The sequence below is a fragment of the Vibrio sp. 10N.261.46.A3 genome, from assembly GCF_041472995.1.
Classification (GTDB): domain Bacteria; phylum Pseudomonadota; class Gammaproteobacteria; order Enterobacterales; family Vibrionaceae; genus Vibrio; species Vibrio coralliirubri.
Genome location: NZ_JBFRRH010000067.1, coordinates 158,579 through 175,664, shown reverse-complemented (window position 1 = coordinate 175,664; position 17,086 = coordinate 158,579). Strand labels below are relative to the sequence as shown.

Below are 17,086 nucleotides of genomic sequence, written 5' to 3'. Positions count from 1 at the left end.
TTATTTCTCCGAACTTATAACGTAGAGAACGTTGGCATTTTGAGGAACCGAAGAGAGTGGGGAGTAACCAATACGGTTTGGTTTGTCATCAAGCCAGTCCACTAAGCTGTCGGTTGATGCCGCTTTGATTTCTCTTGGATAACGCGCTTTTCCTGAAAAAGATAACCCAGCCCAATGTGCATTCATTTGAGCGGCATTTTTTCCAAGTAAAAGCTGATAAAATTGTTCTCTCTCGGCGCTGTTCTCAGGCCAGTCTGATAGTTCTACACGTTTGCCATTGAGGCGCTTGGTTTTTCCTCGGTATAGCTTTCTCGCTTTGTTTATCGATATCTCTTCAAACCCAGAGTCTAAAGAGAATATGGCGTAATCTTCTGCGGCATGAGCGGGGCTGAGAAGGAGTAAGCTTCCTAACAACCCTATCACTGCGGGTAGCAGCGCTCTGCACGAGAGTGTTTTAATTGTTTTGATCCAATCCATTGGTTTCTCCTAACAAGTCGCACTTTCTATTTGGTGGAACAGTTTTTCTTTTCTTACGGGCTTCGCTACGTACCCATCCATTCCGGAATCAAAGCACTTTTGAATATCATCATCGATAACACTGGCGGTTAACGCGATAATAGGAGTTTTGCTTAAGCCTTGGTTTTTCTCGTGTTCTCGAATCTCCTTAGTTGCGGTGAAACCGTCCATAACAGGCATCATGCAATCCATCAAAATAATGTCGAAGCTACTGTCGTTCTGGTACATATCAACGGCAATTTGTCCGTTGTCTGCAATTTCAAAGGCGTAGCCGGCTTTTTTAAGCATCACAGAAGCGACTTTCTGGTTCACGCGATTATCTTCAACCAAGAGAATCTTCTCAGATTTGCTTGGTACCGTGTTCAACTCAGGTTGCTCTGGCAATGTTTGTTTGGCTGTTTGTACGCTATGAATCGGTGTGACCGTTGAGTTTGAAGGTGTTGCAGGTGCGCTTTGCGCCGTCGGCAGTGGCATGGCCTCTACTGCTGCGAGAACCTTCTCTTTCAACATCTCGAATTTGAATGGCTTAGGCACGTAATCGTCCATGCCTACGTCGAAACATTTTTGAATATCATCATCAATCACACTGGCTGTAAGAGCGATGATAGGAATACGACGAGCGGAATTGGCCTCTTTTTCAACGCGGCGAATATTAGCAGTTGCTTCAAAGCCATCCATCACTGGCATCATGCAGTCCATAAGAATTGCGGCGTAATGCGGGTTAGCGGTAAACATGTCGACCGCTTCTTGTCCGTTATTAGCGAACTCGAATTCGAAACCGCTTTTTCCAACGTGAAGCCCCGCGATTTTCTGGTTGATCTTGTTGTCCTCGACGATAAGAATCTTGTGCTGAATTGCCTGACCTTGTTGATTGGCTTCGGACAGCTCAGCTAGACCTTGTGAGTCACAAAGTTCAATGGCTTTTATTAAGCGCAAGCCGAGTAGGGGCTGTGATACTTGAGCGGTAATACAGTGCCCAATATCTGCAGGGTCACTTAGGAATGAACGAATCAAACAAATCGTTGCGCCATTCTTGTGGAGTTTGTCTAGGTTGTCTGAATAGTCACTCGCTTGGAATGAATCGTCCTCAGCAAAAATAACGGTGGTTGGTTTGTCGTGTTTTTTCGCAGAAATTTGCTCGTTAATGGTATCCGCGCTGTTGGTTTGCTGAGTAACTTTCAACCCATAGAGATTAAGGTCGCTTTCTATACGTTCAGAAAGCATGTTCTCGTTACCTAGAATATAGATATTTGCTGAGGCAGTGCTTGGTTTCGGTAACATCAAATCAACGGCCAATGTTAGGTCGAAGTAGAAACAACTACCTTCACCTTTAACTGAATCAAGTTGTATCTGGCCACCCATTAACTCAACCAACTGAGTACTAATAGCAAGGCCAAGACCGGTACCACCGAATTGTCTGGTTGTTGAATCATCCTCTTGAGCGAAGGGTTCAAATATTTGTTTTTGTTGCTTTGAATCGATACCAATACCTGTGTCGCGAACGGCAAATCGAATGGTGACATTATCGTCCGATTGTTCGAGTGTTTTGATCGATAGTGTTACGCCACCTTCAGCAGTGAACTTAACCGCATTCGACATAAAGTTCATCAAGATCTGTCTTAAACGGTGATCGTCTATCATCACGCGTGCCGGTGTATCAGGGCTGATATCGACGTTAACCGATATTTTTTGCTCTTTGGCTTTAGGTGCAACAATAGATGCTATGTCGTAAATCGATTCTCGAATTGATGCTGAATGAGGGCTGATCAACAGCATGCCAGATTCGATCTTAGAGAAGTCCAAAATGTCGTTAATCAGGCTTAATAGCAATTGAGAAGAGGTCTCAATGGTATCGACATAATCGCGTTGTGTTGGTGTCAGCGGTGTATCAGACAAGATCTCAGAAATACCAATAACCCCATTCAATGGAGTACGAATCTCGTGTGACATGTTTGCCAAGAAGCTACTTTTGGCCTTACTGGCTTGTATCGCGTGATCTTTTGCTTCTTCAGCGTCTTCTTTAGCTCGCTCGGCGTCTTCTTTTGCTACCGTCAGTCTATCTTTCGCGAGTTCTCGTTCGATGGTCAATCGTTCAACTTGTTGAGCAAACAGACTGAGTTCATCTTTACCTTGGATCAATTTATCTAGACAAGGGCGCGTGTCATCATTTTCGCTTTTTAAGAAAGCTAACACCAAATTTAGGTTGTTGGTGACTTGTCTTGCCAAGCTTAGGGTTAATCCCATAACGATCATTGCGAGCACAGCAACAATGGAAATAAACAAGGTTCGTTGTACTTGCGCGTCGTAGATGGCTTGCTCAACCTCTTGTTGGAATTCTTGCTTGATCACATTGCCTAGGCTTTGCAATAAACTGAGTCGAGCGCTCATTGCTTCCAACCCAACAGATACTTCTTGAGGCGTCAGTTGGCTGATAGCGTTTAGATCGAGTAGTGCGTTTCTGATCTCTTGGCTTTGTGCAAAAACATCATTTCGAAACACTTCAACCATTAGTGAAACTTGGTGTTCGTTGGCATTCAATGACACAAAGCGCTCTAGGAACAACTGTTGTCTTTCGCTTAAGGTTTTGATTTGCTCAGCGAGTTCTGGGTCGTATTCTTGGCTGCTTTGGAATATCTCAATTAATGAAGTACCTAGCTTGAATTCTTCGTTTGACCAGAACATCAACCATTCAAGTTGTTGTAATGCGGTGAGGTGTTGTTGAATTTCACGCTTGGTGTTTTCGAAAGGGACTTTTTCGACTTCAAGTAACAGTTGTTTGTATAAATCACTCTGCCATTCGAGGGCGTCCAATTTATCGTATGTGTCAGTCGCTTCCATCGTTGATAGGGTCGCTTCACTGAAATCTGAAACCAGTTGATTCATTTCATCAGAAGCGCCTAAAAAAATGATAGGCGAGAGTGTTTTCAATTCTGCCTTTACTTGGCTGCTTTGTGTTGCGAACTCTTCAGGGCTAGAAGCGAGGGTACTTCGATATAAGACCGAGATATCTTGAAGATACACAGATAACTGATTGGTCCGCTCAAAATCGGTTAATTGAGTCGTTAAAATATAAGCTTGTCTGCCAGCAAGGAACAGCAGTAGTGAAATGGGAAGTAGAACTAAGCCAAAGAGTTTATGTTTGACTGAAAGGTTATTCCAGACCGTAATTGCCATATAAGGATCCATCCAACTGTCGTTATATAAAAACAGTAGAATAAAAATTCCGATATGGAAACTTTGAAACGGTAAATTTTACGTAAGTGTGGGAGGGGTATAAGTTCTTGTGATTCCAGAGCTTATTTTGAAATGCGTTCTTTTATTAGTAATTTATAGCGTTTGGCAGTTTGTTTAATTTTATGCTTATTGATGAATAACTTAAAAAGCGTATTAATGAGGACGATTGTTATCGAGGCTTAATTCGAAAAGAAGTTGCTCTAAAACCGTTTTTGCAGAGGGTTCTAATGTCCAAATACCGAGCATTCTGTTTAGTGCAGCGCGATACACTCTGTTTTTGAGTAGGAAGGCGAGTGTGCTCGTATCGTTGTTAAAAACGTGTGTTTGTATGATTGTGAGCTCTGGTTTATTTACGATTTCAATTTTCTGTAGGTTAAAAGCAGGCAGGAATGAACACTCGTACCAAATCTCAATGATCTCTCGAAGTTCGATTTCTTCTTCAGGCACGTCACAGCCCTGAAATATATGATTCTCAGGAATTGCGGATAAGTAAGCTACATCAAGCTTGTCTGCAACGAATGTGTACATTTTCTTCCTTGTTACCTGTGGTATTGGGGCGAATCATCTCTCTCACTTATGAATTTGTCAATTACATCCATTTCCCTAAATAGCGAATTGTGACTAAGCGTTGAGGTTTTAGCTCAAGCTGTTTAAGTATTTGTCTGTTAAGCCAAAATATTTCAAATTCCCATCCGGCTCTAACACTAAACTCATGTTTGATGTTGCGATCAAACCAGGGTCATTAGTCGAAAAAATCACGGTTTTATTCAACAATTTATCGGAGAACAGGCGATTAAAGTATTGAGCGTTTTCTTGCTCTGCACCGTTGAACGGTTCATCAATGATAATCAGAGATTGATCACAGTTACCTAGGCCAAGTGCCAAACGCAATTTTTGTTGAATTCCATTCGGGAGACTTTTGCATTTATCCACGCTTAACTGAGTAGCCAAGCCTTCAGGAAGCCATTCATCTAATTCAAAGAAGCTGATCATCTCTTGCATCTTGTCTGTTGGAATCAGCCCGTTGTGTAGAATGAAGTTGGTCTCAAGTGAGCCTTCAAAAATATGTAAATTGAAAGGAATGTAGTTAATCGACGTGCGATAACGGTAGCTATTGAACTGTTTAATGTTGTAACCATCGACAGATACAGCGCCTTGATAGCGGTCTTCTAACCCAGCAATGATTGAGATTAAGGTGGTTTTGCCGCAGCCCGTAGGGCCACAAATGACCACTTTGGCACTGGGTGGCACTTTGAAACCAAGGTTGGTTAAGCCGGTCGCCGCTCCTGCATATCGGTGACTGACACCGCTGCCCACAATGCTGCCTTGGAACTGGCGAATAGGTGGGCTTTTTTCTAAGGTCAATTTGTCGTCATTCATCGACATCAGGTTGTTTATCTGTGCTGATGAAGCCTTGATCGACTGGAACTTGGAAATTGAGTTATAGATACCCATGATTGGGCCTAACGCTTTCCAAACCAAAATTACGGTCGCGAGCATGGCACCTGCATCAGAAGTGCCTTCCATCACGCCGATTACCGCGGTCACGATACTTGCTGTACCAATCACTTGAATCAAACTGCCGCCAGCGGCCTGAATCTTACTGTTCGTTACGGCAACGTTCTCTGCATCGCTGGTGCTTTGCATGTGCGATGCACTGAATCGAGATTGAACGACACGAAGTAAAGGTAGGCCTTGAATGGTCTTGATACCACGAAGGATTTCATTCCATTGATACGAGACCATAGCATTGGCGCGCGAACTTTTGGATGTGGCTTGCGAGTAGATATAGCGCGAGTAAATACAGAACACTAGCATCAGTATTAAACCACCCATTACCACCAATGCCGCTGTACCAGACATCAGAGCTATGGCGATGATAAATACAATCACAAACGGCATATCAAAATAGCTGAGGGTTGATTCTGCAGTCACTAAGCGTCGGAACGTATCGATATCTTTCAAACGAGCTAACTGGGAAGATACCCCAGCTGTAGATGTCATCGCATAAGGTAGCCACAGTAGCTTAGATATAACGGCTTGCGAGATGTGCACGGCGAGATCTTTACCGGAAGTGGCAATGATGTTGACCCGCATTTTCTTAAAGAAGTATTCAGAGAAGCCGACAATGATGGCAAACAGAGTCAACCAATACAGTGTCGCCTCAGAACTCGAAGTCAGTGCGAAGTTATATACACTCATAATAAAGAATGGCTGCAGTGCACCGAGAATACTGATGACGAAGCTGAGAATGATCAGGCTTTTAAGTTCATTGTTATAACGATAGAAAGCGTATTTAATCCAATTACTTCTGTCTTGCGATTCCGGAGGTGGTTCGCGGAACAGACGAGAATATTCGCTAATCGCAATCAGCAAACAGGGCTTTTTACACATTGGGTATTCAATGGTGTTGTTGTTCGTGTAATCAAACAGCAGCAACTTTCCATCTTTGGTGCCTAAGAAGATCGCACTTAGATTTTCTATTTCAATAAAGCATGGGTGAGGGTGCTTATCGATATTCTCGAGTGTCTTTAATTTGGTCACATCACAGCGATACCCAAGACGCTCTATGGTTGCTGTAAAGCTGTCGCCGTCTTTGGGTTTCGGAATAAAAGCATCGCTGAGTATCGCGGGTGTGCCTTCCCATTCGAGTGCTATCAAGGTGTAGGCCAAACCACGAATAAGTGGCGATTGACTGTAACGTTCGTCGTATCCGCTGGATTCAAAATCCAAGACACGCTGCGGCACATTATTGAAGTCTACTAGGATACTCATTGGTCACCTCCGGTAAGTTTTACGCGTTTGAGGCGGTGATTAAGTTTGTCCATTTTATTGCTGGCGATGATCAAGATTTTGTCATTGGCGCGGTAAGCCGTACTGGTGAGAACGACTCTCGCAAACTCCTCATCAAACACACAATCGATGTCATCGAATATCAATACACGCTTACTGGCGAGCAGGGCACGAACTAATAATAAGGCATAGCCAACTTGGCGTGAGAATGGGTTACGCATATGGCCTTTGAGTTCTGTATAAAAACCGGCAGGAAGCCCATCAATTTGCGCTTTGATGTTCATGGTTTCACACAGTGCAAACGCCGTGTTATTCAAACTTGGGCGGAAACAGGTGAGGTTATCGATAATCGTTCCTTCTACGAACGAACTGGTCTTGTCGACTATCAATACACTGTTACGCCAAACGTTGTAATTGACGTCATCCAAAGGCGTGTCGTTAATCATGATATCGAGTTTGCTATCACTGTTCTGGCGCGTAATACAGTTAGCGAGGTGGGTCTTACCTGATCCACTTTTTCCTGTCAGCAAATAGGCTTGCCCTAGTTCGAACTCGATACGCTGCTTTTCAGAATACTTAACCGAGATACGTTCTACTTCTGTTGTTTCATGTTGCTGTTCAACAGAGGCGGCCAATTCAAGGAGGTCAGCGATACGTTGGATATGGAGTTTGTTTAACTCCCAGCGGCTTGCGGTTCTCATTACCTGTTGATATGGCGCAAAGTAACGGTTGGTCAGCATGATAATCGCGGCCATGATGCCTTGACTCGATTCCATATTGATTACGGCAGTCGCCAAGACCACCACAACGCAAGCAATGGATAGCTGTTGAATGAGCGCCAAAATCAAGCCAAAGTTCGACTCGATCTGCTCATATTTGATGTTCTCCACTTCACGCTCTTCGACCATTTGTGTCATCAGGCTTTCAACGCGGTACTCCATGTTTCGCGCTTTAATATCAAGCGGGCTAGAGATAATCTCAATGATTTTGGAGGTAGTTAACCCTTCGATGTCTGACTTATTCTGCAAGCTACCAATTTTCTGTTTGGAAAGGCTCCAAGCGAAAATCGCTAAGACGGCCGAGGCAATTAGAAGGGTGATACCAGCCCATATGTTGATGAGACCGATAATAAGTATAGTAATCACGCTAACAGCAAGGTTGATAAGCGCTCGAACCGATTCTCCACCAAAGAAGGTCTTAAGTTCAGGAATCGTTGAGATTCGTTCTAGGTATTCGCCTGGTTCCAAACGACGGAATTTAGAGATTTCCGCCAAACAAATGGATTGGAATACCTTGTTGGTTAGGTTGGTTTCAAACTGCCTCATGATAACGGAAGATATCTTCTCTTCCTGACTTTTTAAGTGGTAGTCGAGGAAGATGGAAATCAAAATAATCGCGAACAATAAGAACAGCGTATCTTGTGCTTGGTTGGGTAACACTCGGTCAAAAATGATCAGAATAGAGAAGGGCAGCACCAAACCAAACAGGGTCGATATTATCGTTGAGAAAGTCAGATAACACTTATCTGCCATGTTGATCTTTTGCGAAAACTGCTCAGTTTGCATTGCGACCTCCTGTTTTCAACGACTCCGTTGAGAGAAGGTGTTTAGGCACCAAATCTTGATTGTCTCGTCCCTCAATATCGCTCATTAATTGCATCACGCTTTCGATAGATTGAATCGAGAGTATGCCTTTAATTTGCTCAAGCTTGATGGTCTCGATGATGTAGTCGTATCGTGCGCTTTCATAGTCTCTTAACGCGCTGAACAGCTTACTTTCCGCCGCCAGCAAGTCGGTGATGGTACGCGTGCCTAATTGGTAGGCTCTTTGGATCCCTTTATAAGAGGCGTAGTTGGCGCGAATGATGTTTTCGTAACTGCTTATAGACTGCGAGAAATCGTTAATGTTGAGCACGGAGGTATTCACACTGTTACGTGTGGTGTAAAGCGAATCTTGGTAAAGCAGCTCAGTACGTTCGATGGCCGTCGATGATTTTTGATAGCCATAATAATCAGAACCACCGGACAAGATAGGCACGGCGAGGTTTAAGCCAACGCTGGTTGAGTTACTTTCACCTGTCGCTGTAATGTCGGTTTTGTCGTAGTTATTGGCGTCATCGTGTCGATAGCTGGCTGAAAGCGACACGGTCGGTAAGAAATTCGACCCGCTCTCTTTTAAGCTTCTTCGGCTTCTTTCTACGTTTTTCCTTGCTACCAATAAGTCGTTATTGAGCTTTAACGCCTGATCCATGATCGTGCGTTGTTCAGTTTCGTTGATCTCTTTTAAAGGCACGCTTTCGTATATGTCTTGCGACGGAGTAATAGGGTATTGAATTTGAATAGAGAGCCCGTTGAGAATGACACGACGATCTTTCTGCAAGGTTCTTAATCGGTTCGATACACCTTCTTTCTGAGCGATCACTTCGTACAGCTCACTGGCTGCGGTGTTACCTAGCTCTACATTGCGTCGCATTTGATGTTCACGCGTTTCGGACGATTTAAGCTCAACCTTGGTCGCTTTGATTTGGGCGTTGTTTTTTAAATACTCAAAGTATTGAGAACCGATTTCCGAAATGGTGCTTTGGATTTTGTTCTCGTGTTTAATCTCTTCAATATTGAAGTCGAGCTTTGCTGTCTCATATTTGAAAATGTCACCAAGATTGAATATGGATTGCGATAGCGAAAGGCTGTAGCTGTTTGAGTTATAGCTAGAGGTTTCATCCGGCACGCTCGAGAGCAAGGTTTCATTTTCGTTCCATGTGGTATCGGCAGCACCATTGAGTGAAGGCAGAAATTTAGAGCGACTGATACCAATGTTGTACTCGTTTTCTTCAACACCTTTATCACTGGCGCGAAGAGACAGACTGTTTTGCAGGCCGAGCTCTACCGCTTCAAGCAGGGTAGTCGCCGATGCTGAAGGTGTCGTGCTTAATACAAGTGCAGCCATGATGCTGCTAGTTAAGTTTTTGTACCGCCACATACTTGTTGATCACCTTGATGATTTGGTCGCTTTTATAAGGTTTGCTGATCACGTAATCCATTCCGGCCTCAATACAAGCCTGGTGTTCGTTACTGCTGGTCAATGCGGTTGCACCTATGATGGTACAAGGGTTTTTCTCGTTCTCTTGCTCGAATTGGCGAATGCGTTTTGTGGCTTCGATGCCACCCATACCCGGCATGATGCAATCCATGAAGATGATGTCAGAACGCTTATTCATGAAGTGCTTCACGGCATCGGCGCCATCGCCAACCATGTCTGGTTCATATTCTTGTTTGGTCAAGATTCGTTTCAGTAAAATCTGCTGAACTCGGTCATCCTCTACGATCAGGAATGAGCTGTTTTCCATCTGTTCTTCCGATGCTTCTGCTTCCATAATAGTGAGTAGGTTTGGAATGAACTCGTAAGGGATAGCAGGAGCGTTGATGATCTTGTCGACGAAGCTATGGCACTCTTGTGCTTGCTGAGTGTTGGTCACTGACAACAGTAACTTGGTGTTTGGGTGGTTCTTAAGCTGAGATTTCACAGTCTTACTCAACGACGGCAGTTTGTTGGGTTCAAAGGTATCGGTCAGCATAATCGCATCGTATTCACCGAACGTTTTCGCGGCAGAGAAAAGTTCATTTGCAGTACGAATCTCGGTGATATCTAGCCCCAAGTTACTGAGCATTTTCTTCATCACATCGATACGAACTTGAGTATTAGCACACAAGAGTAAACGCTTACCATCAAAGCGCGTTTTCTCTGTGTGGAAGTTCTTAGCCTTAAGATCAAGCTCGATCTGGAAACGTTCCTGAGCCCCTGACTGGAACCAGTGACTCTCGTAATATCCGTAATCCTTCAGAACGCTTTTTGCTAAGTCATCTGTGCTGGCTGTATGGTCTTTGTGTGCGCTCCAATGGAGTTTATTGAGCTTGGCAACAGAGACATCCAGCGTTGATAAGAAGTTGAGGTTGATGGTGACACGGGTATTTTCCATGTCAGAAGCCGCACCCGATTCAATCGTAACAAACAGCTTCTTATTTGATTTGAGTTGAATAGCGTTAGAAAGTTGAAGGAACAGTATCCAGAATAAGCTGGTGGATTGGCCTGCAACACGATTCGGTAAGTTGTCAGAGATAAAACAGTCAAGTTCGCCTTCATTTCGTTGAATCTTGGCGCTGATATGAATCATCAATTCCGACAAGACGTTGAGTAGTGAAAATTCTTTCGATTTGCTTTCAGTACCCTGTGAAATCAAGCGATTATAGTTCTCTGCTAACTCAGATAAAGTACTACATGCAGAGGTAATATCGTTCGCCATCAACACGCCGTTTTCATCGGTTTCTTGAACCAGATATTGGACGCCACCGTTGATGGTGTTTGTAATTCCACGAATCTCATAGCCGATCAGCGCATACAACTGTTTGTAGAGATCGTTATTGCGCTTTTGGTCTTCTAATTTACTGAAGATAAGTTTGAGATGAGAGTAAATCTGACGCTGTTTGGGGTTGATGCTCACTTCATTAAGAAGCTCTTCAAGACGTTGTAAATCTAACTGCTTCAGTTCTTGATACAGGGCGTCGAATTCATAGTCGATCTCTCGTTCGTTGGAGCTGGATTTCTTCAGTTTCAACATAGCAACTGAGTTAGATAGAATCGTAATCACAGCCAATATCACGACCACCATAAACAACCAGATAAAGAACTCGTTTTTCTCAGACATTAAGTCATTCGCATGGTTGTTAAACATGGTGCGATAGTTGTCATCCATCTTCAGGTAGTTATTGGTCAATGAAAGGTACAAGCCCAATACGTCGTTACGTGTTTTTTGGCTATCAGAGAAACGATTAATCGCCAATTCCAGTTGTGTGTATTCAGTTGCCCCAACCAAGCTGAACTCGGTTTTGTTCAACGAGGCTAAAGAGCGAAATTCATCAATTTCACGCTTTAAGTTAATTAGGTTGAATTCGTTAGTACCGCAAGTGTCGGTAGTTAAGCACTGCTGCAGAGTTTGAATATCTTGTTCTATGGTCTGATTAAGCTTCTGGGCTTGTATGAGCAGTGGGGCGCTTTGGACTTGTGCGACTGAGTCTACTTTTGACCAAGAAAAGTATAAATAGAAAGCGAACGCAGCCAATACCACGCTAAATAGTATGCTTAGACGCAGAGCGGGTACGGAAATATTGTACGAAGGTTTACCGCTCATTGATTATCTCTCATCGAAAGCATCCTCGATGGCTGACATCACAGGTTTTGCAGCGTATTCGATCACGCGACGCGAGCCTGTTTTCACATCGGCGGTAAATTCCATGTAAGGTGATAACTTGTATTGAGTGCCTCCTCGCTCAAGAAAGTTTCGGTCAATTTCAATCTCTGCTAAATAGAATTCAGCGTCTTCTTCTTCGTATGATGAACGGCTGATTGAGGCGATGGTTCCCTCAACAAATCCGTATTTTGCAAAGTTATAGGTATCCATTTTTACTTTCACTGCCTGACCAATTTCGACAAATCCCATGTCTTTACGTGGGATCTTCGCTTCACCGTGAAGGGAGTTATTGATCGGTGCGATATCGGCGATACTTTCTCCTGGCGGAATCACAGCAGAACGGAAATTGAAGTGAAGTTTATCGACCACACCATCGACTGGCGAGTAGACGACTAGGCGATCAACCTTGTCGGAATGCTGCGGTTGTAAGATTCGCTTCAGCTTGAGGTCTTTATTTGCTTGAATGATTTGCGCTTGATACTCAGAGTTTCGGTTCTCAACCAAGTCACGGTGTTGCTTTTCAAGCTTGTCGAGTTGGAAACGCTCATTCATCACAGACTCGTCAAGGTTCTCAATCTCACGCACCATATTCGACTCTTGTACTTTCATGTTAAGAACGTCGACATAAGACGCCATCTCTTCTTTATAAAGGGTGTTTTTGATGTTGAGCTGCTTACGTATTAGAGAGAGTTGATTCTCTGAACTTTTGCGACGCTTTAACATTGAACCAATTAACGAGTTCTTATGCTTAATATCGTGTGTGATGAGTTCTTCATTTGAACGGTTTTTAGAGAACTCTTGTCTCCAGGTATTCATGTTGACCTGAACTTGCTCAGGGTATTTTTCAATGAAGGCGTCAAAGTTAGGTTCTACCATGTCGCGTAAGCTTTCATAACGAATCTTATCGAGCTCTATCTGAATAATTTCAGTATTGACGGTATCAAGTTGAGTGTTACGGTCGAGTGAGCGTATTCGAGCGATAGGTTGGCCCTCATAAACGACTTCCCCTTTTCTGACTAACAATTCTTCTAATATTCCGCCTTCTAAATGTTGAACCTTCTCAACATCCGATTCCAATAGCAGTTCGCCACGTACAGAAACAACAATGTCGATACGTGCTTGTGACGCCACGGCGATAGCGATCAAAGCGAGCAAAAATATAATGAGTAACGTTTTGTGAACGCTGGTCATGGCACTAGCAAGCACAATAGTGTCATCAGCTGTGACCTTAGAAGCCTCGTTATTGGAAACAAGTGCTTTTCTGAGGTGATGTTCTATTTGGTTATTGCTCATGACTGACCTCGGTTACTTGCCATCTATTACTTCCTTAATATCCAACAAGTGGTTGATTTGTCGATTGACGTTGTGCAGTTCAGTTTTTACATCTTCTATTAGATCTTCCGGCGCAGGGAACTCGTGTCTACTCAAGTGTTCCAATTTGGCCATTTTGGGCGGAAGGTCTTGGTCACAAAGCAACGTTAAGATGGTCTTCAATTTTTTTGAGTAACTGTTGAGTTCATCAAAACGATTACCTTTATGAAGCGCTTCTATATTTAGGGCTGCGTCAGAAAAGTCATTGTAAAAGTCGCCTAATAGCAATTGCAGCCCTTTGTGGTTGTTGTCGACCGAGCGCAACAAATTCGTCATGTCTATCATCGCTCCACTGCCTTAATTGCTTTAATCACAATAACTAAGGATCTTTAAACGCAGTTTTCAAATTTTTTTTGATTCTTTCTCTTTAAAAAGAAATTATGAAAAATGTTGTATAAAAAATTGGTTTTTCAAAATGATGTCCTTTAATGCCTCTATAAATACGATCAGTTAGCTAGTAGCAACGGAGGCTGTAATGGCAGGCGAAAATAACCAAAACAACCAAAATGAAGATCTAAATGACGCGGTAGAACAAACGGACACGAACGACGCGGGTACGCCCTCCCAACAGCAGAATCAACAAAATCAACAAAATACGATTGCGTCGACAATAGCGACGGGTGCTGAAAATACGGATGCGGCAGACGAAGTTAACCAGGCTTTAGACGAAAACCCGAGTGGTGCAGGTAATGCTGAAGATGCCTCGGCTTCTGGTGCGGCTGTGCAAGAAGAGACGCCAGAAAGTGATGGAGACTCAGACGCTGCACAATCCAATGTAGTTGGTGGGGCCGCTTCTGAAGCTGGTTCGGATAACGCTGCTGGTAGTGGTGGCGGTGCCGGAGCGGGCGCACAAGCTGTAGGTGGTGATAACGCAGAGGCTGCGACAGGTGGTGCAGACGCAGAAGGTAATGATGAACAAGGCCAAGCTGCGCGTACTTCAGCAGCGCCGAGTGCGACATCTTCAGAGTCGGGTGACCAGCAAGTTGGTGATGATCTAGATTCACAAACAGTAGAAGAGACATTTGCAGTTGATGTTCAAGCTTCTGACGAAGAGACCATTAGCGAAGTAGAAGATGACTTTGATTCTGAAACGGTAAGCGAAACGTTTAAAATCAAAGTCGAAAGTGAAAATGATGCACCAGAAGCTGAACAAGATCTGGCTTACATCATGGATGAAGATGGCTCCATAACATTCACTCAAGAACAATTACTCGAATACGCAAGTGATGTAGATGGGGACGAGCTTGTTGCTTCTAACGTTCAAGTTGGTGCTGATGCAACAGTTCAAGACAATGGTGATGGTACTTTCACCGTTGTTCCTTCAGCTGACTTTAATGGTGAACTTGACCTTACTTTCGACATTAGTGACGGCCAAGAAACGATTAGTAGCGCAATTGATTTAACGGTACGTCCGATTAATGACGCGCCTGTTCCTGAAGATAAAACGTTCGAAATCGAGGAAGACGGAACTCTTGTATTCACCGACGCTGACCTTCTTTCTGGTGCTACAGATATTGAAGGCGATAACCTGACGGTTGAAGGTATCACTTATGAAGGTACTGATGGCGTACTGACTGACTTGGGTGATGGCTCATATAGCTTTGCGCCAAACGAAAACTTTAATGGCGATGTGAACTTTAGCTTCGATGTGTCAGACGGTACCGATACGGTGTCTGCAAACATTGATGTTAGCGTGACTCCTGAGAACGATCCGCCAGTTGCGGGTTCAACGTCTTACACCGTAAATGAAGACAATTCGATTACCATTTCTGATGCACAACTATTGGCAACATCTTCAGATATTGAAGGTGATGTATCGATAGACAGCGTGACTTACTCTGGTAGTGACGGTGTCCTCGAAATCAATGGTAACGGCACGTACACCTTCTCGCCAAATGAGAACTTCAGCGGTGAAATTGCACTGGATGTAGTTGTTGCTGATGAAGATGGTGCGACGGACGCGACGACAGCTGGTATCAATGTTCTTGAAGTGAACGATCCGCCGGTTGCAGGCCCAACGTCTTACACCATTGATGAAGACTCAGTACTGACCTTCAGTGAGTCTCAAGTGTTGCTTAATGCCTCAGATATAGAAGGGGATGTTGAGCTAGTTGGTATTAGCTACGATGGCCCTGAGGGTATCTTCTCAGTAAATGGTGATGGCACTTGTAGTTTCGCACCGAATGAGAACTTTAATGGCCAAGTTCAGCTTGATGTCACCATTCGTGATGAAGACGGTGAAGAAGTTGACACCGTCATCAACGTGGACGTCCTGCCAATCAATGATGCGCCTGTGTCTGGTGACCTAGCGTACTCTGTCGATGAAGATGGTTCGATTCGTTTGAGCCAAGAGCAACTGCTATCACAAGCCTCTGATGTTGAAGGCGATGACCTGACAGCCAGCGACCTTACGGTTGGTGGTGATGCGACGGTTGTAGCTAACGACGATGGCAGCTTCACCATCACGCCAGATGAGAACTTCAACGGTGACATCGATATCAGTTTCGATATCTCAGATGGTACCAACACGGTTCAAGCTTCAGCAGACCTTACGGTTAATCCAGTTAATGACCTGCCAGTCCCTCAAGATCAACAGTTCAGCGTTGAAGAAGACGGCACGTTAATCTTCACCGATGCTGACCTATTAACAGGCGCAACGGACATTGAAGGGGACAACCTAACGGTTGAAGGTGTGACCTACGATGGCGGCGACGGTATTCTTACCGACAACGGTAACGGTACGTACACTTTCGCTCCAAATGAAAACTTCAATGGCGATGTAAACTTCGGCTTTGATGTGTCAGATGGCACCGATACGGTTTCAGCGAATATTGACGTACGCGTAACAGCGGTTGATGATGCGCCTGTATCGGGTGACTTAGCTTATTCAATCGATGAAGACGGTTCGATTCGTCTAAGCCAAGAGCAGCTTTTATCACAAGCCTCTGATGTGGAAGGCGATGATCTTACTGCTAGCGGCCTAACGGTTGGCGCTGATGCAACCGTTACTCAGAACGATGATGGCAGCTTTACCATCACGCCAGATGAGAACTTCAATGGTGACATCGATATCAGTTTCGATATCTCAGATGGTACCAATACGGTTCAAGCGTCGGCTGATTTAACGGTTAACCCAGTAAATGATTTGCCAGTACCTCAAGACCAACAGTTCAGCGTGGAAGAAGATGGCACGCTCATCTTTACTGATGCCGACCTGTTAACAGGCGCAACGGACATTGAAGGTGACAACCTTACGGTTGAAGGTGTGACCTACGATGGCGGCGACGGTATTCTTACTGATAACGGTAATGGTACGTACACCTTTGCTCCGAATGAAAACTTCAATGGCGACGTAAACTTCGGTTTTGATGTATCAGACGGAACCGATACGGTATCAGCCAATATCGATGTGAGCGTAACAGCGGTTGATGATGCGCCTGTTTCTGGTGACCTAGCGTACTCAATCGATGAAGACGGTTCGATTCGTTTAAGCCAAGAGCAACTTCTATCACAAGCGTCTGATGTTGAAGGCGATGACCTGACAGCTAGCGGCCTAACGGTCGACGGTGATGCAACAGTTACTCAAAACGATGATGGCAGTTTCACGATTACGCCAGATGAGAACTTCAACGGTGACATCGATATCAGCTTCGATATCTCTGATGGCACTAATACCGTTCAAGCTTCAGCAGACCTGACGGTCAATCCAGTTAATGACCTGCCAGTCCCTCAAGACCAACAGTTCAGCGTTGAAGAAGACGGCACACTTATTTTCACTGATGCTGACTTATTAACAGGTGCGACTGACATTGAAGGCGACAACCTGACGGTTGAAGGTGTGACCTACGATGGCGGTGACGGTATCCTTACTGATAACGGTAATGGTACATACACCTTCGCACCGAATGAAAACTTCAATGGTGACGT

General features: G+C 44.2%; 10 protein-coding genes. 1 reads left to right on the top strand and 9 read right to left on the bottom strand.

From position 1 onward, the window contains the following. The 9 genes from AB4484_RS16280 to AB4484_RS16240 all read right to left on the bottom strand — a co-directional run bounded on the left by AB4484_RS16280 (nt 1) and on the right by AB4484_RS16240 (nt 13,444). Nucleotides 1-477 (bottom strand): hypothetical protein, encoded by a 477-nt coding sequence (locus tag AB4484_RS16280; RefSeq protein ID WP_372079264.1) that lies wholly within the window; start codon nt 475-477, stop codon nt 1-3. Between the two features lie 9 nt (nt 478-486). Beyond that, complete coding sequence (locus tag AB4484_RS16275; RefSeq protein ID WP_372079262.1) at nt 487-3,690, bottom strand: response regulator; 3,204 nt, start codon at nt 3,688-3,690, stop codon at nt 487-489. Between the two features lie 213 nt (nt 3,691-3,903). Continuing rightward, nucleotides 3,904-4,278: a hypothetical protein gene (locus AB4484_RS16270; RefSeq protein WP_372079259.1), complete on the bottom strand. Its 375-nt coding sequence runs from the start codon at nt 4,276-4,278 to the stop codon at nt 3,904-3,906. 108 nt (nt 4,279-4,386) lie between these two features. Further along, the gene (locus AB4484_RS16265) at nt 4,387-6,525 is read right to left on the bottom strand and encodes an ATP-binding cassette domain-containing protein (protein WP_372079256.1); all 2,139 of its coding nucleotides are present in this window, start codon (nt 6,523-6,525) and stop codon (nt 4,387-4,389) included. After that, nucleotides 6,522-8,108, bottom strand: coding sequence for an ABC transporter transmembrane domain-containing protein (locus AB4484_RS16260; RefSeq protein WP_372079253.1), 1,587 nt, complete (start codon nt 8,106-8,108; stop codon nt 6,522-6,524). The genes AB4484_RS16265 and AB4484_RS16260 overlap by 4 nt, the downstream gene beginning before the upstream one ends. Then, nucleotides 8,098-9,522 carry a TolC family protein gene (locus AB4484_RS16255; protein ID WP_372079250.1) on the bottom strand — a complete coding sequence of 475 codons (1,425 nt, stop codon included), beginning with the start codon at nt 9,520-9,522 and terminating at the stop codon, nt 8,098-8,100. The genes AB4484_RS16260 and AB4484_RS16255 overlap by 11 nt, the downstream gene beginning before the upstream one ends. Further along, nucleotides 9,497-11,728, bottom strand: a complete 2,232-nt coding sequence (locus AB4484_RS16250) for a response regulator (RefSeq protein WP_372079247.1) — start codon at nt 11,726-11,728, stop codon at nt 9,497-9,499. Before AB4484_RS16250 ends, AB4484_RS16255 begins: the two co-directional genes overlap by 26 nt. 3 nt (nt 11,729-11,731) lie before the next feature. Beyond that, nucleotides 11,732-13,081, bottom strand: coding sequence for an HlyD family type I secretion periplasmic adaptor subunit (locus tag AB4484_RS16245; protein WP_372079244.1), 1,350 nt, complete (start codon nt 13,079-13,081; stop codon nt 11,732-11,734). A 12-nt stretch (nt 13,082-13,093) separates the two neighbouring features. After that, nucleotides 13,094-13,444, bottom strand: coding sequence for a hypothetical protein (locus AB4484_RS16240; protein WP_372079241.1), 351 nt, complete (start codon nt 13,442-13,444; stop codon nt 13,094-13,096). A gap of 190 nt (nt 13,445-13,634) precedes the next feature. Between AB4484_RS16240 and AB4484_RS16235 the strand changes: the two genes are divergently transcribed. Further along, nucleotides 13,635-17,086 (top strand): tandem-95 repeat protein (locus tag AB4484_RS16235; RefSeq protein WP_372079238.1); only part of this gene is annotated, 3,452 nt, incomplete at its 3' end.